At 61.4% G+C, this 20,943-nt stretch carries 24 protein-coding genes; 15 read left to right on the top strand and 9 right to left on the bottom strand.

The genetic code is table 11. The features are described 5' to 3' along the window. Nucleotide 1 precedes the first annotated feature (1 nt). The 5 genes from AC1RT4_RS11630 to AC1RT4_RS11610 all read left to right on the top strand — a co-directional run bounded on the left by AC1RT4_RS11630 (nt 2) and on the right by AC1RT4_RS11610 (nt 4,621). Nucleotides 2-712, top strand: a complete 711-nt coding sequence (locus tag AC1RT4_RS11630) for a class I SAM-dependent methyltransferase (protein WP_493085429.1) — start codon at nt 2-4, stop codon at nt 710-712. Next, on the top strand, nt 712-1,095 hold the full coding sequence (locus AC1RT4_RS11625; RefSeq protein WP_493085428.1) for a GtrA family protein: 384 nt from the start codon (nt 712-714) through the stop codon (nt 1,093-1,095). Before AC1RT4_RS11630 ends, AC1RT4_RS11625 begins: the two co-directional genes overlap by 1 nt. Continuing rightward, nucleotides 1,092-3,200 (top strand): DUF6311 domain-containing protein, encoded by a 2,109-nt coding sequence (locus tag AC1RT4_RS11620; RefSeq protein WP_493085427.1) that lies wholly within the window; start codon nt 1,092-1,094, stop codon nt 3,198-3,200. Before AC1RT4_RS11625 ends, AC1RT4_RS11620 begins: the two co-directional genes overlap by 4 nt. A gap of 71 nt (nt 3,201-3,271) precedes the next feature. Beyond that, nucleotides 3,272-4,198, top strand: coding sequence for a LysR substrate-binding domain-containing protein (locus tag AC1RT4_RS11615; protein WP_045121852.1), 927 nt, complete (start codon nt 3,272-3,274; stop codon nt 4,196-4,198). Nucleotides 4,199-4,255: 57 nt separating this feature from the next. Beyond that, complete coding sequence (locus tag AC1RT4_RS11610; protein WP_085605582.1) at nt 4,256-4,621, top strand: 5-carboxymethyl-2-hydroxymuconate Delta-isomerase; 366 nt, start codon at nt 4,256-4,258, stop codon at nt 4,619-4,621. Nucleotides 4,622-4,624: 3 nt separating this feature from the next. On the opposite strand, the gene AC1RT4_RS11605 is transcribed toward AC1RT4_RS11610, so the two are convergent. Continuing rightward, entirely contained in the window at nt 4,625-5,560 is a 936-nt protein-coding gene (locus AC1RT4_RS11605; RefSeq protein ID WP_007958041.1) for a LysR family transcriptional regulator, read from the bottom strand. Nucleotides 5,561-6,011: 451 nt separating this feature from the next. Here AC1RT4_RS11605 and AC1RT4_RS11600 point away from each other — a divergent pair, with 451 nt between their 5' ends. The 4 genes from AC1RT4_RS11600 to AC1RT4_RS11585 all read left to right on the top strand — a co-directional run bounded on the left by AC1RT4_RS11600 (nt 6,012) and on the right by AC1RT4_RS11585 (nt 10,254). Next, nucleotides 6,012-7,661 carry a phosphoethanolamine transferase gene (locus AC1RT4_RS11600; RefSeq protein ID WP_493085426.1) on the top strand — a complete coding sequence of 550 codons (1,650 nt, stop codon included), beginning with the start codon at nt 6,012-6,014 and terminating at the stop codon, nt 7,659-7,661. 130 nt (nt 7,662-7,791) lie between these two features. Further along, the gene (rnd, locus tag AC1RT4_RS11595) at nt 7,792-8,925 is read left to right on the top strand and encodes a ribonuclease D (RefSeq protein ID WP_007958043.1); all 1,134 of its coding nucleotides are present in this window, start codon (nt 7,792-7,794) and stop codon (nt 8,923-8,925) included. Then, nucleotides 8,922-9,215, top strand: a complete 294-nt coding sequence (locus tag AC1RT4_RS11590; protein WP_039772642.1) for a YcgL domain-containing protein — start codon at nt 8,922-8,924, stop codon at nt 9,213-9,215. Before rnd ends, AC1RT4_RS11590 begins: the two co-directional genes overlap by 4 nt. A 106-nt stretch (nt 9,216-9,321) precedes the next feature. Beyond that, nucleotides 9,322-10,254: a D-2-hydroxyacid dehydrogenase gene (locus AC1RT4_RS11585; RefSeq protein WP_007958054.1), complete on the top strand. Its 933-nt coding sequence runs from the start codon at nt 9,322-9,324 to the stop codon at nt 10,252-10,254. Nucleotides 10,255-10,304: 50 nt separating this feature from the next. Here the strand turns inward: AC1RT4_RS11585 and AC1RT4_RS11580 are convergent, their stop codons facing one another. Beyond that, nucleotides 10,305-10,898 carry a nitroreductase family protein gene (locus AC1RT4_RS11580; RefSeq protein ID WP_493085425.1) on the bottom strand — a complete coding sequence of 198 codons (594 nt, stop codon included), beginning with the start codon at nt 10,896-10,898 and terminating at the stop codon, nt 10,305-10,307. A gap of 279 nt (nt 10,899-11,177) precedes the next feature. Between AC1RT4_RS11580 and AC1RT4_RS11575 the strand changes: the two genes are divergently transcribed. Together AC1RT4_RS11575 and AC1RT4_RS11570 are read left to right on the top strand one after the other, a co-directional pair. Next, nucleotides 11,178-11,627, top strand: coding sequence for a YcgN family cysteine cluster protein (locus tag AC1RT4_RS11575; RefSeq protein ID WP_007958058.1), 450 nt, complete (start codon nt 11,178-11,180; stop codon nt 11,625-11,627). Between the two features lie 20 nt (nt 11,628-11,647). After that, nucleotides 11,648-12,877, top strand: a complete 1,230-nt coding sequence (locus AC1RT4_RS11570; RefSeq protein WP_493085424.1) for a hypothetical protein — start codon at nt 11,648-11,650, stop codon at nt 12,875-12,877. A 3-nt stretch (nt 12,878-12,880) separates the two neighbouring features. On the opposite strand, the gene AC1RT4_RS11565 is transcribed toward AC1RT4_RS11570, so the two are convergent. From AC1RT4_RS11565 to AC1RT4_RS11550, 4 genes are all read right to left on the bottom strand, one after another. Then, the gene (locus tag AC1RT4_RS11565) at nt 12,881-13,258 is read right to left on the bottom strand and encodes a YgaP family membrane protein (RefSeq protein ID WP_007958064.1); all 378 of its coding nucleotides are present in this window, start codon (nt 13,256-13,258) and stop codon (nt 12,881-12,883) included. An 81-nt stretch (nt 13,259-13,339) separates the two neighbouring features. After that, nucleotides 13,340-13,810, bottom strand: coding sequence for an RNA methyltransferase (locus AC1RT4_RS11560; protein WP_007958066.1), 471 nt, complete (start codon nt 13,808-13,810; stop codon nt 13,340-13,342). Between the two features lie 128 nt (nt 13,811-13,938). After that, on the bottom strand, nt 13,939-14,310 hold the full coding sequence (locus AC1RT4_RS11555; RefSeq protein WP_007944009.1) for a YajD family HNH nuclease: 372 nt from the start codon (nt 14,308-14,310) through the stop codon (nt 13,939-13,941). Between the two features lie 49 nt (nt 14,311-14,359). Beyond that, nucleotides 14,360-15,046 carry a spermine/spermidine synthase domain-containing protein gene (locus AC1RT4_RS11550; protein ID WP_493085423.1) on the bottom strand — a complete coding sequence of 229 codons (687 nt, stop codon included), beginning with the start codon at nt 15,044-15,046 and terminating at the stop codon, nt 14,360-14,362. 79 nt (nt 15,047-15,125) lie between these two features. Here AC1RT4_RS11550 and AC1RT4_RS11545 point away from each other — a divergent pair, with 79 nt between their 5' ends. After that, the gene (locus AC1RT4_RS11545; RefSeq protein ID WP_493085422.1) at nt 15,126-15,410 is read left to right on the top strand and encodes a hypothetical protein; all 285 of its coding nucleotides are present in this window, start codon (nt 15,126-15,128) and stop codon (nt 15,408-15,410) included. On the opposite strand, the gene AC1RT4_RS11540 is transcribed toward AC1RT4_RS11545, so the two are convergent. Together AC1RT4_RS11540 and AC1RT4_RS11535 are read right to left on the bottom strand one after the other, a co-directional pair. Continuing rightward, nucleotides 15,407-15,880 carry a cyclic nucleotide-binding domain-containing protein gene (locus tag AC1RT4_RS11540; RefSeq protein WP_007956482.1) on the bottom strand — a complete coding sequence of 158 codons (474 nt, stop codon included), beginning with the start codon at nt 15,878-15,880 and terminating at the stop codon, nt 15,407-15,409. The two genes, AC1RT4_RS11545 and AC1RT4_RS11540, sit on opposite strands and share 4 nt — an antisense overlap. 108 nt (nt 15,881-15,988) lie before the next feature. Then, nucleotides 15,989-18,043, bottom strand: a complete 2,055-nt coding sequence (locus AC1RT4_RS11535) for a S9 family peptidase (RefSeq protein WP_493085421.1) — start codon at nt 18,041-18,043, stop codon at nt 15,989-15,991. 99 nt (nt 18,044-18,142) lie between these two features. Between AC1RT4_RS11535 and AC1RT4_RS11530 the strand changes: the two genes are divergently transcribed. From AC1RT4_RS11530 to AC1RT4_RS11520, 3 genes are read left to right on the top strand one after another with little or no spacing between them, the layout of a single operon-like run. Then, nucleotides 18,143-18,643 carry an MFS transporter gene (locus tag AC1RT4_RS11530; protein WP_493085420.1) on the top strand — a complete coding sequence of 167 codons (501 nt, stop codon included), beginning with the start codon at nt 18,143-18,145 and terminating at the stop codon, nt 18,641-18,643. Nucleotides 18,644-18,659: 16 nt separating this feature from the next. Then, on the top strand, nt 18,660-19,436 hold the full coding sequence (locus AC1RT4_RS11525; protein WP_007956486.1) for a class II glutamine amidotransferase: 777 nt from the start codon (nt 18,660-18,662) through the stop codon (nt 19,434-19,436). A gap of 13 nt (nt 19,437-19,449) precedes the next feature. Next, nucleotides 19,450-19,992: a DUF2937 family protein gene (locus AC1RT4_RS11520; RefSeq protein WP_007956487.1), complete on the top strand. Its 543-nt coding sequence runs from the start codon at nt 19,450-19,452 to the stop codon at nt 19,990-19,992. Between the two features lie 34 nt (nt 19,993-20,026). Here AC1RT4_RS11520 and AC1RT4_RS11515 read toward each other — a convergent pair whose 3' ends face one another. Further along, nucleotides 20,027-20,938 (bottom strand): LysR family transcriptional regulator, encoded by a 912-nt coding sequence (locus tag AC1RT4_RS11515; RefSeq protein WP_007956488.1) that lies wholly within the window; start codon nt 20,936-20,938, stop codon nt 20,027-20,029. Nucleotides 20,939-20,943: the final 5 nt, after the last annotated feature.

The following is a 20,943-nucleotide window of genomic DNA, read 5'->3' as shown; positions in this document are numbered from 1 at the left end:
CATGGACCTCAAGGAAACCGACATCCTCGGCGACAGCATCGGCGAGCATTGGTACTACTGCTCCAAAGCGGCCGCGACCCGCCGTTTGCTGGGTGAAGCGCCGATCAAGCGAATTCTCGACGTCGGCGCCGGTTCAGGATTTTTCTCCCATCATTTGTTGACCCACACGGCGGCGCGCGAAGCGTGGTGCGTGGACATCAGCTACCCGGCCGACTCGAGCGCCACCACCGCCGGCAAACCGGTGCATTACCGTCGCTCGATCGACAGCGTGGACGCTGATCTGGTGTTGCTGATGGATGTGCTGGAGCATGTTGATGACGACCTCGGCCTGCTCAAATCCTACGTAGACAAAGTGCCGTCCGGCAGCCGCTTTCTGATGACCGTGCCGGCGTTCCAGTTCATGTGGAGCGGGCACGATGATTTTCTCGAACACAAACGTCGCTACACCCTGGGACAATTCGAGGCTCTGGCGGGTAACGCCGGATTGACGGTGGAGCGGGGTGCCTATTACTTCGGAGTGGTCTTCCCGCTTGCGCTGGCGTCGCGCCTGATACCCGGCGGCGCTCGGGGTTCGGCACCGCGTTCGCAGCTGAAAAAACATCATCCGCTGGTCAATACACTGCTCAAAACCCTGTGCAGTCTCGAGCTGCCGGTGATGGGCATCAACCGCTTGGGCGGTCTGAGTGTGTTCGTGCTGGCGCGCAAGCCGTGATGGCGACGCAACGGTCCGCACTGATCCAGCGCGGCTTGCGTTTTGCCGTGACAGGACTTTTTGTCACGGCCCTGCATGCGCTGGTGGCGGTGCTGTTCATCAACTACGTGACCCCCCAACCTCCGTTGGCCAACGGTGTGGCTTTTGTCGTGGCGACGGTGGTGTCCTATGTGATCAACACCACCTGGAGTTTTTCCGCCCGGTTGCACGGCAAGACCCTGCTGCGTTTTCTGATGGTTTCGGCGGGCGGCTTTCTGTTGGCGATGTTCGTGGCCTGGGCGGCGCAGATGGCCGGGTTGCACTATCTCGCCGGAATCGTTGCCGTGGCGCTGACAATCCCGGCATTCACCTTTGTATTGCACAATTTCTGGACGTATCGATGAAGGATTCGGCAAAACGCCTGGCTGTCACCCTGTTGCCGTTGATGCTCGGCGTTCTGGCCTTTTTAATCGTGGTTGGCCCTCGAGCGCTCAACCCGCAAAACATTGCGTGGCTGGGCCAGGGCGATCCTGCTACGCACTACCTGGGGTGGGTGTTCTTCAGGCAATCGCCCTGGACCTTCCCGCTGGGCCTGAACCCGACTTATGGGCTCGAGCTGGGCAATGGCCTGATCTTTTCCGACTCCAATCCGCTGCTGGCCTTGCTGTTCAAGCCTTTCGCCGGACTGCTGCCCGAGACATTCCAGTATTTCGGTCTGTGGTTTCTCGGCTGTTTCGTGCTGCAGTCGTGGTTCGCCTGGAAACTGCTGGGGCTGATCACGCCACACGTGACCTTGCGGGCATTGGGCGCGGCGCTGTTTCTGTTTGCGCCACCGATGATCATGCGCATACCGGTGCATCTGTCACTGGCCGGGCACTTCGTGATTCTGGCGGCGCTGTACCTGGCGCTGCGCCCGGGGGATGAGCGTCGACGCCTGGCATGGGGCGCCTTGCTGGGATGTACGGCGCTGATTCACGCCTATCTGCTGGCGATGGTTGCGCTCATCTGGCTGGCGGATCTTGCTGCCCGCGTCTTCAAAAGCAGACTGACACTGCGCAGCGCGACGATTGAGCTGGTTGCGTTGTTTACCCTGGTCAGTTTCTGTTGCTGGCAAGCCGGTTACTTTTCCGTGAGCGGATCGGATACGGCAGCCGCCGGTTTCGGTTTGTACCGCGCCAATCTCCTTACCCTTTTCAATGCAAATGGCTGGTCGTATGTACTGAAAGATCTGCCGAACGGTGTAGGGGATCTGGATGGCTTCAGCTATTTGGGGCTGGGGCTTGTGCTGCTGGCCATTTACGGCCTGGCAGGCTGGCTGCAAGGGCAGACCGCACTGGGCATACGGTTGCGTCGATATGGTTTTTTGCTGGTCGCATTGTTCGGGCTGATGATGTTCTCGCTTTCCAACAACATCGCACTGGGGTCGTTGACTTTTTCCTACCCGTTGCCGGAAAAAGTCACCGCGATCGCCAGTGTTTTTCGAGCGTCAGGGCGGATGTTCTGGCCGATTTACTATGCGACCGTTCTGCTCATCCTCTTCCTGGTGATTCGAGCCAACAAGGTACGCACGGCGGGTTGCCTCCTGGCGTTGGCGCTCGTGGTTCAGGTGACCGATACGCGTAGCGGATGGGCTGTCGGACGCAAGCAGCTGATGGCGGAGCCGGCAGCTCAATGGGCAACGCCTTTTGTTGATCCGTTCTGGCAAAATGCGGCCGAGCACTATCCGAAGGTCCGCTGGATACTCCCGCAAAACTATTCTCCTGAATGGCTCAGTGTTTCCGCTTTTGCGGCACGTCATGGGTTGTCGACGGATGCGATTTACCTCGGGCGAATCAGCGGCGATCAGTGGCGTCGCGCAGAGGAACGCACCTCCGACATGTTGAACTCAGGGAAATACGAGGCCGATTCGCTGTACTTGCTCAGTGATCAGGCACTGCTGCGAGCGGTGACGAGCATTGATTCCCGAACCGATCTGCTGACCCGTATCGACGGCTTCACGGTGCTGGCGCCAGGCTGGAAACAGTGTGGCAACTGCCTGCAAAAGTCTGTTGAACAGGCACCGCAACAACTGATTCCTGAAATCCCGTCCGGTCAGAAGACCCCGTTCAGCTTCGGCGCTGCCGGCTACGAATTTCTAGCGCGTGGCTGGGCGGTGCCAGAGCCATGGGGTGTCTGGTCAAATGGCCCGGACGCCGAACTCGTGTTCCGGATTCCCGAGTCGGCCCGCTCCCTGCGTCTGGAAACGACCGCTTTCCTCACACCCTCCCATGCCCGGCAGGGCGTTGTGGTCAAGCTCAATGGCCTCGAGACATTGAACACCTCGCTGGACAAGCCTGATGGCAACACACTCGAACTGACCTTGACCCCGGTGATCCGTCAGCGCATCAAGGAAGAGGGCCTGCTGCGGTTGCAACTGCAATTTGCCGACGCCATCAGCCCTCAAGAGTTGGGAATGAGCAAGGACCCCCGCAAACTGGCCCTGGGATTGAAGACACTGACAGTCAACTGATCCATGGGCGCATAGACGATAAGGCCGGGGCTTTCTACACTGCCCGCAATCTGGGGATCGGGGGGCAATGGATGAACCGCAATGAACTTCGCAAGGCCGACATCAACCTGATGGTGGTGTTCGAGACCTTGATGCTCGAACGCAACGTGACGCGGGCCGCCGAGAAGCTGTTTCTCGGCCAGCCGACCATCAGCTCGGCGCTCAACCGACTGCGCACCATGCTCAACGATCCATTGTTCATCCGCGTCGGCCATCGCATGGAGCCGACCGCCCGCGCCGAAGACATTTATCGCCACCTGAAACCCGCGCTCGACTCGCTGTCGGTGGCGCTGAGCCTGACCCGGGATTTCGATCCTGCCGTCAGCACCATGACCTTTCGCATCGGTCTGTCGGATGACGTCGAATTCGGTCTGCTGCCACCGCTGTTGCGCGCCTTGCGCCAGGAAGCGCCGAGCGTGGTGTTTGTGGTGCAGCACGTCGATTACTGGCGGATTCCCGACCTGCTGGCCGCCGGCGATATCACAGTCGGCATCAGCCAGACTCGCGGCCTGCCGGCCAACGCCAAACGCAAATTGCTGCGGCACATCCAGCCGAGCATCCTGCGCGCCGACAAGTCCGACACGCCGCTGACCCTCGATGAATATTGCGCACGTCCCCACGTGCTGGTTTCCCACACCGCCAATGTCAGTGGCTACGCCGATGAGTGGCTGGCGGACATCGGTCGCACCCGTCAGGTGGTGTTGTCGGTGCCGCAGTACAGTTCGTTGCCGGCGCTGCTGGCCGGCACCGATCTGATCGCCAGCCTGCCGGACTACACCGCCGACGCCATGGCCGCTTCCGGGTTCTTGTTCAAGGAGCCGTTTCCGTTCAAGACCCCGACCCTCGACCTGTCGATGGTCTGGCTCAGCCACGTTGACAGCGACCCGGCCGAGCGCTGGCTGCGTTCGCGGCTGGAGCAATTCATGAGCGAGCGCCCGGTGATGTCGTCGCTGGCGTGAGTCAGGCGTTGCTGTGTTATATGTACGACCTTTCCGCCGAACCACTGGAGCACCGAGATGCCACACCTGCACCTGGAATACACCGCCAACCTGCCGCAACTGAACGCCGACGTGGCGTTGATCCGGCTCAACAACACGCTGGTGGGTTCCGGTCAGTTCGCGGCGGAGTTCGATATCAAGAGCCGTGCACTCAAGGTTGAAACCTTCAAGGTCGGCACCGCCATGAACGAGCGCGCCTTTGTCGCGGTGAGGCTGGCGCTGCTCAGCGGGCGTTCTCCGGAGATCAAGAAGCAGCTTTCGCAGAGCCTGTTGGCGGTGTTGCAGGATCTGTGCGAATGGCCGGCCGGGGTCGAGGTGCAGTTGAGTGTGGAACTGCTCGACATCGACCGCGAGTCCTACAACAAGACCGCCATCGGCGTGTAAGACTCAGGCTGCTTCCAGCTCCGCGCAGGTCTTGACGACCTGCTCGCGCAGCCAGAGGTTGGCGCTGTCCTGATCGACGTTGTGGCTCCACTGCATGTCGAGGGTGAAACCCGGCAGGCCGTTCGGCGCCTCGCAGTGATTGAACACGGCGTCGTTGGTCAGCAAACGCTGGATCCGCCGGGGCAGGGTCAGGATGAAATCGGTGCCGGTGATCATCTTCAACGCCGCGCTGTAACTGTTGGAGCGGGCGACGATCTGGCGTTTCTGCGCCTGCCGCGCCAGCCAGCCATCGACCATGTTGGTGGTCGACGTCCACGGCGTCGGGAACACATGCCGGCGTTCGGTGAAGGCTTGCAGGCTCAGGCGCGGCTCCAGCGGTGTGGCGCGTTTGTCGAACACGCAGACCAGGTCATCTTCCAGCAACATCCGTGATTTCAGGTCGGCGTGGCTGCGATGGAAGTGCGGGCCGAAACAGATCACCAGATCGAGGCTGCCGTCGCGCAACTCTTCGACCGGCACGTCGGTTTCGAACTTGTGCATGTTGACCATCACCGGCAAGTCATCGAAGTCGAAGCGCTTCAACATCCGTGGCAGGATCAGTTGCTCGAAGTATTCCGGGGCGCAGATGTTGAAAGTCACTGGCTGCGCCATCGGGTCGAAGGTCGGGGCGCCGGCGTGGCAGAGGTTGATGCTTTCGAGGATTTTCTGCACATGGCCATACATGCTGCTGGCCTTGTAGGTCGGGCGCATGCCCGTGCGGGTGTTGACGAACAAATCGTCTTCGAAGCTGGTGCGCAGTTTTTTCAGGCAGTAACTGACGGTGGACTGGCTGACGAACAGCGCCTCCGACACGTCGGTGACGCTGCTTTGCTCATACACGGCGACAAACACCATGAGATCCTGCATGTCGAGCTTTCTAAGCAAGTTACTGTTCAGCATCCGTTCTGTCTCGCTGTGCTCCTTGCGCCGAATCCGCGCAAACGTGTGCGCATGATCGTAACGGAACGATGGTGCCAGGAGAAAGCCCTGTAGGACTTTTCACGGTCAGTTGTGGGACAGAAAGTTTTAGTAACACGACGTACACAATCAAACCCGGGAAAGGTGGCCAGAAGCCTTTATCCAGACGGGTCGGGCAGTGGCGCGAACGCTTTCCCTCTTCAGACCCTGGAACCGGGGCGGTCGATACGGCGACCTCGTCACGCGCGACTGAACCACAGCTGAACCATTCTCAAATACTCCGAAAGTTTCACGGTTATTTCATGGGCCAACTAATCGTTGGCTTCTTTTTCACAAAAAATTGATGGTTGCCTGCTTAAAGTTTGTGTTGTCTGAGTCAATGAAATTTTCACAATTGACGACGGCACTTCTTTCAAGGAAATAGCCCCTCGCCATGTTCAAGTTAAAAGCCGTGCGCCCGGAATGGGTGACGTTGTTTGCCAGCGCCTTTCTTTTGGCCGGATTCAATTTCGTTCTCTGGCAACACCTGTTCGATATCACCGCTGCGGACGGCAAGGGCATTGCCATGCGCATTGCGTTCGGGGTGATGATCTTCGCGGCGTATAACATCGTGCTGACGTTGCTGGCGTTTCGACCCGTGTTGAAACCCGTGTTGACGTTGTTGTTTATGGTCAGCGCCGGCGTGGCTTATTTCATGAGCCAGTACGGTGTAATGATCGATGCCGGCATGTTTAGAAACTTTGCCGAAACCAATGCCACGGAAGTGCGCGATCTGCTGTCTTTGAAGTTGCTGGCTTATATCGTTTTTCTGGGTGTCTTGCCGTCCTGGTTGTTGTGGAAAGTTCCAGTCAACTATCGCCGCTGGCATCGCGAGTTATTAAGCAAAGTTGTTGTGAGTGTGGCGTCGGTCGCAGTCATTGGCGGTGTCGCGCTGGCCAATTATCAAGGGTTGTCGTCGCTGTTTCGCAATCACCACGAAATTCGCCTGATGCTGGTGCCGAGCAACTACATCGGCGCCTCGGCCGGTTATCTGCGTGAGCAGGTGGCTTCGGCGCAGCAACCGTTCGTCACGATCGGCGAAGACGCCCAGCGCAACGTCGCCGTGCAGAATCATCCGCGTAAATCCCTGACGGTGCTGGTGGTGGGGGAAAGTGCCCGGGCGGAAAACTTCGGCATCCTCGGTTATGACCGCGACACCACGCCGAAACTGGACAAGGAAGCCGGCCTGATCGCCTTCACCGACGTGCACTCCTGCGGCACCGAAACGGCCGTGTCGGTGCCGTGCATGTTCTCCAACATGGGCCGCAAGGATTACGACGCCAGCAAGGCGAAGAATGAGGAAGGGCTGCTGGACGTGCTCAAACGTGCCGGGATCGACGTGATCTGGCGCGACAATCAGTCCGGCTGCAAGGGCACCTGCGATCGCGTCACCTTGCAGGATGTCAGCAATCTGAAAGACCCGGCGCTGTGCGCCAACAGCGAATGCCGCGACGAAATCCTCTTGCAAGGCCTGCAAAGCTTCATCGATCACCTGGACAAGGACACCGTGCTGGTCCTGCACCAGATGGGCAGCCACGGCCCGGAATACTTCAAGCGCTATCCGAAGGAATACGAGCGCTTCACCCCGGTGTGTGAAAGCAACGCGCTGAACAATTGCAGCCGCGAAAGCATCGTCAACGGCTACGACAACACGCTGGTGTACACCGACCATGTGTTGTCGAGCCTGATCGATGTGCTGCGCAGCAATCAGGACAAGGTCGATACCGCCATGCTGTACCTGTCCGACCACGGCGAATCTTTGGGCGAGTACAACCTGTTCCTCCACGGCACGCCGTACATGCTGGCGCCGGAGCAGCAAAAGCACGTGGCGATGCTGGCGTGGTTCTCCGACAGCTATCAGAAGTCCTACTCGGTCGACACCCATTGCCTGCAAATGAGCCGCGACAAACCGCTGAGCCAAGACAACCTGTTCCACTCGATGCTCGGTCTGCTGGAAGTGCAGAGCAAGGTCTACCAGCCCGATCTGGACATGTTTGCCGGCTGCCGGGGCGCGGTGATCGACGGGGTGTTGGCCAAGGACTGAGCCGGCAGACTCACTCTGTAAGACTATTCTTTCCCTCAGGCAGGAGATTTCATCAAGCTCTTGCCCTGTAGAGGCGCGGAAAGCGCCGGTGGCGATATATACTGCGCGCCATTCTTGAAGGGAGAGCCGTGTGGCCATCGATATTCACTGGATTCGCGACAACGATAGCCTCGCGCAGTTTTGCGCCGAGTGGCAGCAGCTGCCGTTCGTTGCCCTCGACACCGAATTCATGCGGGTCGACACCTTCTACCCGATTGCCGGCCTGTTGCAGGTCGGCGACGGCAAACGCGCCTACCTGATCGATCCGCTGACCATCAACGCCTGGCAACCCTTGGCCGCGTTGCTGGAAAACCCGGCGGTGCTCAAAGTCCTGCACGCCTGCAGCGAAGACCTCGAAGTCTTGCTGCGCCTGACCGGCAGCCTGCCGGCGCCGCTGTTCGATACCCAACTGGCCGCTGCCTACCTGAACCTCGGGTTCTCGATGGGTTATTCGCGTCTGGTGCAGGAAGTGCTCGGCATCGAACTGCCGAAGGGCGAAACCCGTTCCGACTGGTTGCAGCGTCCGTTGTCCGACACGCAAATCAGCTATGCCGCCGAAGATGCCGTGCATCTGGCGGAGGTTTTCGTACAACTGCGTCCGAAACTGTCCGACGACAAATTCGCCTGGGTGCTGGAGGACGGCGCCGAACTGGTCGCTAACCTGCGCCGCGAGACCGATCCGTACGAGGTGTATCGCGAGGCCAAACTGGCGTGGAAATTGTCCCGCGCCCAACTGGCCGTATTGCGCGAGCTGTGTGCCTGGCGTGAGCGCGAGGCCCGCGCCCGCGATCTGCCGCGCAACCGCATCGTGCGTGAACACTCGCTGTGGCCGCTGGCCCGGACCCAACCGGACAACCTCAGCGCGCTGGGCAAGATCGAAGACATGCACCCGCGTACCGTGCGTCAGGACGGCGAGTTTCTGCTTGATCTGATCAAGCGCTCTGGCAGTGTGGGGCCTGATCAATGGCCGCCAGCCGTGCCGGAGCCGTTGCCGATCGAAGCCGCTGCGCTGATCAAACAGCTGCGGGCGCTCGGTCAGGCCGAAGCTGAACGTCTGGGCATCGCGCCGGAACTGATGCTGCGCAAGAAAACCCTCGAAGCGCTGGTCAAAAGCGGCTTCCCCGAGGGCCCTTACCAATTGCCTGATTCGCTGCGTGGCTGGCGCCGCGAATTGATGGGTCAGAAGCTGCTCGACAGCCTGGCCACCGCCGGAGAACAGCCTTGAAACGTATTTGTTCCATTTATCAAAGTTCGAAGAAAAGCGGCATGTACCTGTACGTGCTCAAGAGCGATGCGCTGGAGCGCGTGCCGGAAGGGCTGATGGCGGCGTTCGGCAAGGCCAGGCACTCCTTCGATCTGGTGCTGACCCCCGAGCGCAAGCTGGCCAGCGAAGACATCGCCGTGGTCCTGGAAAACCTCGAAAAGCAGGGCTATCACCTGCAAATGCCACCGGCCGAGGAAGAGTACATCGAGCACTTGCCCGAAGAGTTGCTGCGACGCAACGATCCGGTCTGATCCGCGAGGCCCTGTCCTGGGCCTCTTGTAACCCCTGGAACGGTTTTTACGGCGACGGCTGCCACGAAGTGGACGGCCGCCTGCACGGTTTGCGAAAGGTTTGAAGATGCGCGTTCTGATTGCTGAACACGACCACGCGATATACGCCCGACTGCTGCGTCAGGCGGCTCCGGAGCTTGAAGTACTGACCAGCGGCGACTCCGCCGAACTGGCCCGCCAGGCCGTCGATTGCCCGGTGTGGCTGGGCCAGCCGGATCTATTGGCAACCCTGTTGCGTCAGGGCCACCAGCCACAATGGCTGCAATCGACCTGGGCCGGCATCACGCCGCTGCTGGCCGACGGCCTGCGCCGGGATTACCGCCTGACCCGGGCGGTCGGCATTTTCGGTCAGGTAATGGCTGAATACGTGCTGACCTACATGCTCGGCCACGAGCGCGAAGTACTGGCGCGGTTGGTCAGTCAGGTCGAGCGCAAGTGGGACAACCGCACCGGTCAGAGTCTGGTCGGGCGCAAGGTGCTGATCGTCGGCACCGGTGACATCGGCCAGAGCGTGGCGCAGTTCCTGCTGCCGTTCGGCGTCGAGTTGTACGGCATCGCCAGCAGCGCTCGCGAGCAGGCGCCGTTTGTCGAAGTCGGTTCGATGGCGGACTTGCCGCGGCTGGTGGGCGAGGCGGATTACGTGGTCAACCTGCTGCCCAACACCGAGCACACCCACGATATCTACGACGCTGCGCTGTTCAAGCAATTCAAGCCGACCGGGCTGTTCATCAACGCCGGGCGCGGTGTGGCCGTGGTCGATGCGGATCTGGTCGAAGCGTTGAAGGAAGGCCATCTGGCCGGCGCGGTGATCGACGTCTGCCGTCAGGAACCGCTGCCACAACGGCATCCGTTCTGGACCGCGTGGGGCTTGCTGCTGACCGGGCACAGTTCGGCGCCGACCTCGCCGCCGATGATGGTGCAGTTGTTTCTGGATAACTTGCGGGCGTATCAGGCGGGAGAGGCGTTGCGCGGGGAAGTGGATTTCGCACGCGGTTACTGACTATAGAGATCGTTCCCACGCGGAGCGTGGGAATGATCAAGCGACGGGGTTTAGAGGGTGAAATCCCCTTCAGCCGCCAGTTCGCTCAGCGGGCGACGCGGGCTCGGCGTTTCCCGTGCCTGCAGGTAATCCGCCAGGGTTGCCTTGTCACCCAGCTTGCCCACCGCCACGGCGGCGTGCAGCGCATAACCTTCCGGAATGTTCAGCTCTTTGCGGGTCAGCTCCTGATCGAAGCCGGCCATGCCGTGGGTGTGCCAGCCGCTCAGGCTCGCTTGCAGCGCCAGATGGCCCCACGCGGAACCGGTGTCGAAGGTGTGCCACAGCGCCGGCGTTTCCTCGATCGCGCCCGGTGCGGTGAAGGTGGTTTTCGAAATCACGATCACCAGCGCCGACGCGTTCTGGGCCCAGCTGCGGTTGAACTCATTGAGCAGACCCAGGTAACGCTCCCAGTTCGGCGTGTCGCGACGGGCGTAGAGAAAACGCCACGGCTGCGAGTTGTACGCCGATGGCGCCCAGCGCGCGGCTTCGAAGAAGCTCAGCAGGGTTTCCTCGGAAATCGCTTCGCCGGTGAAGGCGCGGGGCGACCAGCGATCAGTGAACTGCGGGTGAATGGCGTATTCGGCAACGCGAGGGTTGGCACTCATCGAGAGATTCCTTGCTACGTTTGAGGACAGGTTGGAAGCGAAACCCGGCGGGATCAGTTGGGCTGAACGATGGGGTTGTGTCGCAAGCCTGCAGCTCACCGGATGCAACGCGGTCGAGCGTTAATGGCATCCGGTAAAGGCCCGGTGTGACCGGCAAAGCTACTTGGCCGCGCAAAAACTGACAAGCCCTGCACAACCGGCAGTCGCCAGCGCTTGGATCACGGGGCCTTGGGCACTAGACTGGCGGCCTTTTCACCACCTGATGTTGATGCTTGAGCCATGGCCGCCAAAGTCGAACCGTTCTGGATACGCAAAACCCTCGATCAACTCGATCACGAGGAATGGGAATCGCTGTGCGACGGTTGCGGCCTGTGCTGCCTGCAAAAGCTCGAGGATGAAGAAGACAACAGCGTCTATTACACGCGCATCGCCTGCAAACTGCTGGACCTGAAAACCTGCCAGTGCAGCGATTACCCGAACCGCATGAAGTTTGTCCCGGACTGCATCCAGCTCACCCCGGGCCAGGCCGAAGAATTCAAATGGCTGCCGCCGACCTGCGGTTATCGGCTGGTCAGCGAAGGCAAGGATCTGCCGCTGTGGCATCACCTGGTCTGCGGTGATCGCGACGCGGTGCACCATGAACGGATTTCCCAGTCCGGGCGCATGCTCGCCGAAGGCAGCGTGCCGGAAGACGACTGGGAAGATCACCTGATTTTCCGCGCAGGTTAACGATTGACCAAGGAGCAGGTATGGCGACGGGATTGCGCCGGGCGCTGATCGTCACGTTGCTGGCGCTGAGTGCGCCGGTGTGGGCGGCAAAGAAAGTCGATCTGGATTATCAGGTACGCCTGCTGCCGCAGAGCGATCAGGCCGAAGTGCGCCTGACCCTCGCCAAGGGCGAAGCGGTGCGCAGCCTGGATTTCGACCTTGGCGATGGCAGCCATTACAGCGATTTCAAGGCCGACGGCCAATGGCAACTGACGCCGGGCAAACCGGCGCGGGGCGTATGGCGACCAGCGGCGGACAAGGCCAGCCTGACCTACCGCGTGCGCATCAGCCACGGCCGCAAGAACGGCAGCTTCGACACGCGCATGACCCCAACCTGGGCGTTGATGCGCGGCGATGAACTGGTGCCGCCGGCCAGGCTCGACCAACAGGATGGCATCGAGCTGGTCGCGCGCCTGCACTTCGAATTGCCCGACGGCTGGAAAAGCGTCGAAACCGCCTGGCCGCGCATTGGCAAGAACAAATTCCGCATCGACAATCCGTCACGCCTGTTCGACCGCCCGACCGGCTGGATGCTCGCCGGCCACCTCGGCAGCCGCCGCACGCGGTTAGGGGAAACCGAAGTCACCGTGGCCTCGCCGCAAGGGCAGGGCATGCGCCGGATGGATGTGCTGACGCTGCTGACGTTCGTCTGGCCGCAGGTGCAGGCGGTATTTCCCCGCCATCCGAGCAAACTGCTGATTGTCGGCGCCAACGACCCGATGTGGCGCGGCAGCCTGGCGGCACGGGAGTCGATCTACCTCAACACGCGGTTGCCGCTGGTCAGCGAAAGCGGCAGCAGCGCACTGGTGCGCGAGCTGGCGCAGGTGTTCGGACGGATCAACGACGAGCAGCGCAGCGACTGGATCAGCGAGGGTTTTGCCGAGTATTACGCAATCGAACTGGTGCGCCGTGCCGGGGGGATGAGCGACGAGCGCTATCAGGCGTTGCAGGCGAAACTGGCCAAGGACAGCCAGAAGGTCACGACCCTGCGCGGCGAGCAGATCAGCCCGGCGCAGCTGTCGAAAGCGGTGCTGTTGTTACAGGAACTGGACGGCGAGATTCGCCTGAAGACCCGCAACAAGCGCTCGCTGGATGACGTGCTGCGCGGGGCGATGCATCTGGGGACGGTGGATACCAAAGAGTTCGTGCAACTCGCCGAAAGCATTCTCGGCGAGTCGTCCAAAGTCCTCGATAGCGGGTTGCTTCGGTAGCGGTCAGACCCCGGCTTTCGGCGATTTCACCGAATCATTGCCAGTCACGGTGGCGGTCTTCGTCGCCGCCTCGGCATTGGCTTTGAGCTTGCTCAGTTCTTCACCAGCCCGCTCGATCTTTGCCCGCACGTTGTTCATGTCCTGACGGCTTTTCTCCAGCAGGCTTTTCACCGAACTGTGGCCGGTGATGCCGCGGGCCATGGCCACGCCGCCAATCGCCACCTGAATCAGCCCGAACACCCCGCCACGGCGCAGGCCCTTGCCGACCATGATCACGCCGCCGGCCAGCGAGCCGATGCGTTCCCAGCCTTCGACGTTCTGCTCGGAACGGCTCTGGAACGGGGTGGATTCGATACGCTCGACGCGTTTGAGCTCGGTCATGATCTTTCTCCAGGCAATGAGTAATCGATAAACAAGCTGACTGCGCAGGCGGTCAGCTCGTTCCATCGGATGTGCGGCGTTTCAGCGGAATTTCGGCCCGGAGCGGGTGTTCAGGCCTTTGGCCATACGGTCGTAAAGCACGACGTTGACCGTGGCGGCGAGGTTCATGCAGCCGGTGGTCGGGATGTACACGACGTCTTCGCACCAGTCGCGGATCTCTTGATCCAGAGAGCCGTCTTCAGGGCCGAAGATGTACAGGGCGCGATCCGGGTGGGTGTATTCCGGCAGCGGGCGGGCGCCGTCGACCAGTTCCACGGCGACCGGGACGCAGTTGAGCGGCAGGATCTTTTTCAGGTCGTCGATGCCGATCAGCGGGATGTCGTAGTGCACGCGCTTGGTGTCGGTGACGAAGTCGGCGGCGCGCTCGTAGCGCTTGCCGGTGTAGAACACGGTCGACACGCCGTAGCAGCCTGCGGCGCGCATCACTGAACCGACGTTTTCCGGTGATTTGGGGTTATACAAACCAATGCAGCTGTACCGTTTGTCTGCCACGAGCGGGGTGCCTTCGGGAAAAAGAGGGCGATTATACGGGGATTGGGGGAGGGCGGGCAGATTCAGGACAGATCGTTCCCACGCGGACGGTTCGACGCCTCGACGTGGGAACGATCAGAGTGGGGAACTCAGTCTTCTTTCTTCATCAGCCCGGCCAGCGCCGCAAACGGATTGTGCGTCGCCTTGGCGATTTTCGGCGTGCTCAGCGAGCCTTCGCCGAAATACTGCTGGTCGGTGTAGCGCGAGTGTTCGTTGTCGTGGCAGTACAGACACAGCAGTTCCCAGTTGGAACCGTCCTGCGGGTTGTTGTCGTGGTTGTGGTCGCGGTGGTGCACGGTCAGCTCGCTCAGGCGCTTGCCGGAAAACTCACGGGCGCAGCGGCCGCACACGTGCGGGTACATCTTCAGGGCCTTGTCGCGGTAGCCCATCTCCTTGTCGCGCTGGTTGTCGGCGAGGATGCGATCCAGCTTCGAAGTGTTGGTCGGGGTGGACGAACTCATGGGTTCACCTTTGTAGAAAGACTAATGACGGTTATGAGGCAAGTTTAGCTCAGCCCTTGAGCTTCTCGGCAATCCAGATCGTGTGGCGGGTGCCCTTGTTGCCGTGGGCGAAGACCTGGACTTCCTCGGCCTTGAAACCGGCCTTCTTCAATTTGTCGGAAAACTGCCGGTCGGCGCTGGCCGACCACACCGCCAGCACGCCTTTGGGCCGCATCGCCTTGGCGCATGCGGCCAGGCCTGCGGCGGAATACAGCCAGCTGTTGGCTTTCTGGGTCAGGCCTTCGGGGCCGTTGTCGACGTCGAGCATGATTGCGTCGAAACCGTTGGGCTCGCTTTGCAGCACCTTGGCCACGTCTTCCTGACGAATCACCGTGCGCGGATCGAGCAGCGGGCGCCCGGACTTTTCACCGAGCGGGCCACGGTTCCACTCGACCACGCCGGGCACCAGCTCGGCGACCACCACTTCAGCGCTCTTGCCCAGATGCTTGAGTGCGGAGGCGAGGGTGAAGCCCATGCCCAGGCCGCCGATCAGCACCCGCGAGTCCGGCCGGCCGGAGACCTTGCGGCACGGGATCTCGGCCAGCGCGTCTTCGGAACCATGCATGCGGGTGTTCATCAATTGGCCGCCGTCGCCGCCCTGGATCTTGATGACGAAATCCTCGCCATACTCGAACAGGCACAGGGCGCCACCGTTGTCAGGGATCGGCGTGGTGTCGAGCAGAACGAAACGTTTCATGGAAATCTCTACAGGGGGGAAGGCAAGCCGGCGCGTTGGGAGTAGCCTGAAGGCAGACTTCAGGCCAACGGAGCCCTTGATGAAGCGCACCATTCTAACGGTCATTACCCTGGCCGCGCTCTCGATAACTGCCGTACAGGCGCAACAGACGATTCCCGTCAGCCCGACACCGCAACCGGGCTCGCCCGGCACGGCGACGCCGACCCCGTATCCGCAGATCAGTCCGATACCGATTCCCAAGGCCGGCCCCGGCAGTGGCGGCCCGCCGCTGGTGCCGATCGAAATGCCCAGCCCGCCGACCAAGGATCAGCCATTGCCGGGCCTGGAACAGAACGACAGCAAGCCCAAATCCCCGGGGGGCTAGATCTGCTGGGCGGCGAGCTGGCCGTCAGCCATGCGCAGGCGTTTGGACAGGGAGACGGCGAGGGCGCGGATGATCTTGGCGGCGATCTTCGGTGCGTCGTTGAGCATTTTTTCCAGCGAATCCTTGCCGAGGTTGAGCAACTGACAGTTGCTCGCCGCCACGCAAGTCGCCGAACGGCGTTCGCCGTCGAGCACGGCCATTTCACCGAACGCGCGGCCACTGCGCAGGGTGGCCATGGTCACGACCTGGCCGTCGCCGCCGGTTTTCTGCACGGCCACCTGGCCGGTGTGGATGATGCACATGAAACTGCCGGCATCGCCTTCGCGAAAGATCGCTTCGCCTTCAGCCACGGTGCTGATGCTGAAGTAGCCCGAAGCGGCGGCAAAATCCGCCAGTTGCAATTGATCGAACAGGCCGCAGTCCATCAGCCAGTCGCGGATTTCGTTGTTCAGTAGAGTGGGTTCTGACATGTCGTGCGGTCTTTTTGTTGTGTCGGGTGGCAGGCTCGCCACCGGGGGCCGATCTGCTTATCGGCTCCCGGTGCCCGGAATTAAGACCTGACTGACCGGCGGAGTTCCTCAGGCGATACCCAGAATCTTGAAAACAAATGCATATTCGAGCGCTACGTCACGTAATCCCTGATAACGCCCGCTCATCCCGCCGTGGCCGGCGCCCAGTTCGGTCTTGAGCAGCAATGGATTGTCATCGGTCTTGGTCGCGCGCAACTTCGCCACCCACTTGGCCGCTTCCCAATACTGCACGCGGCTGTCGTTGTAGCCGGCGATCACCAGTGTTGCGGGATACGCCTGCGCGGTGACGTTTTCGTACGGCGCGTAGGCCTTGATCCGCTCGTAGACCTCCGGCTCTTCGGGATTACCCCACTCGTCGTATTCAGTGACGGTCAGCGGCAGGTCCGGGTCGAGCATGGTGTTGAGCACGTCGACGAACGGCACTTCGGCAATCGCCACGCCGAACAGATCCGGACGCTGGTTGAGCACCGCACCGATCAGCAAGCCACCGGCGCTGCCACCGCTGATCGCCAGTTGTGGCGCGGTGGTGATGCCGTTGAGGATCAGGAATTCGGCGCAGGCAATGAAGTCGCTGAAAGTGTTGTGCTTGTGCTCCTGCTTGCCGGCGCGGTACCAGGCTTCGCCCAGTTCGCCGCCACCACGCACGTGGGCGATGGCGAATGCCATGCCGCGATCCAGCAGGCTCAGGCGAGCGTGGGAGAACCACGGGTCGAGGCTCGAACCGTAGGCGCCGTAACCGTACAGGTACAGCGGCACCGCTTTGCCGACCATTTCCCGTTTCATCACCAGACTGATCGGCACCTGGGTGCCGTCCGGCGCAGTCGCCCACAGGCGCTGGCTGACGTAGGCGTCGGCGTCGAACGGGCCGAGCACCGGGGTTTCCTTGAGGACGGTCTGTTCGCCGGTGGCGAGGATCAGTTGCCGAACCTGAGCCGGACGATTCAGCGCTTCATAGCGCAGGCGAATGCGGTCGCTTTCGAACTCAAGGCTGTTTTGTACGTAGAGGCTGTAGGCCGCGTCCGGCAATTGCACGCGATAAGGCGCCAGACCGTGTGGGCGAACTTCGATGATCGGCAGACCGCCCTCACGCAGGCTCAGGGTCAGGGCTTCGGCGTTGAGGGTAACGCCATCGAGCATCACCGAATCGCTGTGCGGGATCAGGTTTTGCCAGTCGGCTTCACTCGGCGCGATGCCGGTGTCCGGCGCCTGATACAGGGCGAAGTTGATGCCGTCGCGGTTGGTGCGGATGAACCAGGTCCATTCGCCATCGAGCTTGCCGTGATCGACGTCGTATTCGTGATCCTCGACCCGTGGCGCCAGGCAAGTGAACGGCTGCTGCGGCTTATTGGCATCCAGCGCCCAGACTTCACTGGTGGTCTTGCTGCCCAGGGACAACAGCAATTGCTGCTCGGAGCTGGCGCGGTAGCAATGCAGGAAGAAACGCCCGTCCGGTTCGTGGAACACCTCTTCGGCGGCGGTGCCGTCCAGACGATAGCGGAACAGTTTGTGCGGGCGATGGGTGTCGTCGAGTACACCGAAGAACAGCGTCAGGCTGTCATTGGCCCAGGTCATGCTGCCGTCGCAGTCCTGGAATTCCAGTTCGCTGACACGCTCGCTGGATAATTCCTTCACGAACAGCGTGTAAATCTCGTCGCCCGAGGCATCGACGCTGTAGGCCAGACGCTGGTGATCCGGGCTGATGCTGAAGGCGCCGAGGGAGAAGAAACCGCCGTTGGCCAGGGTGTTCGGGTCGAGCAGCAGTTGTTCGCGGCTTTCGTCGAGGGTCAGGCTGTCGTCAGCCGGACGCGGGCAACGATAGTGACGGGCGTATTCGTCACCCGCTGTGGTGCGGGTGTAATACAGGTACGGGCCCCATGGTGATGGGAGCGACAGGTCGGTTTCGAGGATCCGGCCCTTGATCTCCTCGAACAGGGTTTCGCGCAGTTCGGCCTGATCGGCGGTCTGCGCCTGCTGATAGTCGTTTTCAGCCTTGAGGTAGTCGAGCACCGCGTCGGTGTCGCGTTCCTGCAGCCAGGCGTACGGGTCGTGGCCGGCGGCCTTGTGGGCAATCGGGGCGCTGCTGACGTTGGCGGATACGGGCATGGAAAGCTCTCGGACATGACAAATAAGGGCCGCACGGACGGCGGGGAAGCCTGACGTGCGAAAAGTCGTTACTATAAGCGCCTCTTTGCCTGCCTTGCCATGGACACCATGACCGAGAACGACTATCTGATCGCCTGGGGCCTTTACGCCTTTGCCGCCGTGGGCTGCCTGCTGGTGTGGATGCGCATGACCCGCTGGATGTGGCGCTGGCTGCGCGAGTCGCTGCGTGTATTGATGGCGGTGCTGCTGTTCAGCCCGACCATCATTGACCCGGTGAAAGAAAAATTCGCCCCGGCCATCGCGATTACCGCGCTGGATCTGGCGTTCAAGGTCGGCAACAACGCCTGGCGCGCAATTTCCGAATTGCTCATGTACGCCATGATCGCGTTCGGCCTGTACCTGATTTTCGTGCTGATCCGCCTGCCGATCGAACGCGCCTCCAAGGCCCGCAAGGAACAGGCTGAAGCCGCCCGCGCAGCGGCCCGGGCCGATGACGAGCGGGACGCCGATCAACCGTTCGGCGGCGCCGGCGATGACCGCTATGGTCGCCCGCCTTTGCCAAGCAATCCGCAGCGCATGCGGGTCGAGCCGCGTCTGTAATCACGAGAGTCCGCACATGTGTGAATTACTGGGCATGAGTGCCAACGTGCCGACCGACATCGTGTTCAGCTTCACCGGGCTGATGCAGCGCGGTGGTCGCACCGGCCCGCACCGCGACGGCTGGGGCATCGGTTTCTACGAAGGGCGCGGCTTGCGTCTGTTCCAGGACCCGGCGGCCAGCAGCGAGTCGGAAGTGGCCAACCTGGTGCAGCGCTATCCGATCAAGAGCGAAGTGGTCATCGGTCATATCCGCCAGGCCAACGTCGGCAAGGTCTGCCTGTCCAACACCCACCCGTTCGTCCGCGAACTGTGGGGCCGCAACTGGTGCTTCGCGCACAACGGCCAGCTCGCCGACTTCTCGCCGATAAAGAGTTTCTACCGCCCGGTCGGCGATACCGACAGCGAAGCGGCGTTCTGCGATTTGCTCAACCGCGTACGTGCAGCGTTTCCGGAACCGGTCGATATAGAAGTGCTGCTGCCGGATCTGGTCGCGGCCTGCGCCGAATATCGCAGCAAAGGCGTGTTCAACTGCCTGCTCAGCGACGGCGACTGGCTGTTCTGCTATTGCTCGACCAAACTGGCGCAGATCACCCGACGCGCACCGTTTGGCCCGGCGCGGCTCAAGGACGTCGATGTGATCGTGGACTTCCAGGCCGAAACCACGCCCAACGACGTGGTCACGGTGATTGCCACCGAACCTTTGACTGAAAACGAAACCTGGACCCGCTACGAACCGGGCCAATGGAGCCTGTGGCGACGCGGCGAATGCGTAAGCCAAGGCACGACCGAATAAGGATTGCACCCCCATGTTGCTCAGTTATCTACGGCTGGTGTTGTTTGCGGCGGGCCTGTTGATCGGTGTCCAGGTGCCGGGCTTCATCAACGATTACGCCAAGCGGGTCGAAGCGCACCTGATCGAGGCGCAGACCGGTCTGCGCGGTTTCCAGGGCACCGCCGAGCAGTTCTTCAAGGGTGATATCCAGGCGCTGGTCGCCCACTACCGCGCCAGCGAAGACCCGGTGTTTCGCAGCGATGCCGACAGCCTGAGCACCTTGCTCAACCGTCAGTTGGCGCTGGACAAGCAATTCCAGGCGATGCAGGGCCCGTGGTACATCCGCTTCCTGCAAGTGGTGCTGGCCGCCGACCCGGACATCCGCAAGGAAACCTGGAACGGCTACAGCTACCAGATCCTGCTGACACCGGAAGCAATGATCTGGGGCATGAGCGGCGCGCTGCTGCTGTCGTTCGGTCTTGAATGCCTGTTCCGTCTGATCGACTGGGTGGTACTGGGCGGCAAGCGCCTGCGCCAGAGCCGGCCGATCGAAGACCGGGATGTGCGCGGGCTGTAAGCTTCGATGCATCGTTCCCACGCAGTGGGAACGATCAACTTAGAACGATGTAATCCGTACCTACCTTGCGCGCATACCCCTCCAGCACCTGCTGACACAGCGTCACGATCTCTTCGACCCATTCCACACCGACCCGCCACGACACCACCACCTGCAGGTTCGGCGGGCGCTGTTCGATGTCGAGCAGGGTCAGTTCGCCCCGCGCCAGTTCCTCGGCCACCAGCACCGGCGGCAACGCGCCAATACCGAACCCGTCGCGCAACAGTCGGGTGATCGCCGACACCGAATTCACACAGTTCAAGCGTGGCGCCAGCACGCCCTGGGCCTGCATTAACGCCAGGATGTCCTGATGCGGCCGGGAGTTTTTCGAGTAGGTGATGATCCGTTCCTGCGCCAGGTCGGCGAGGCTTTGGTAGTCGCGGTTGTAGATCGAATTGCTGGCGACGATCCAGCCGATGGGGTGGCTGGCCAGCTCCAGGCTGCGCACGCTTTCCTGGCGCACCAGATCGGTTTGCAGGATCAGATCGAGAAAGCCTTTTTGCAGCTGATCGCAGAGGTTCAGCGAGGTATCCGCCACCAGCTCGATTTCCACCCGTGGGTACAGATCGGTCATCTGCGCCACCAACGGGCTGAGCCAGGTGTGAATCACCGTGTCCATCACCCCGATCCGTACCCGGCCAACCTTGCTCGATCGGGTCTCGATCGACTGCTTCAGCGCCTGCATCGTGTCGAGCATCTGCTCGGCATAGTCCAGCACTTTCAAACCTTCGGGCGTCAGGCTGACGCCGCGTGAATCACGCAGGAACAGCTTCACCCCGAGCTCGCCTTCGAGCACCGCGATCCGGCTGGAGATCGAGGCCTGGGTGGTGAACAGCTTGTCGGCGGTCAGGCGAAAACTTTTCAGCCGGGCGACCCAGACGAAGGTTTCGAGAAACTTCAGGTTCATGGCAA

Source organism: Pseudomonas sp. GW821-FHT11D10 (assembly GCF_058808435.1).
The sequence above is the reverse complement of the archived record's forward strand: the minus strand, read 5'-3'. Positions and strand labels throughout refer to the sequence as shown.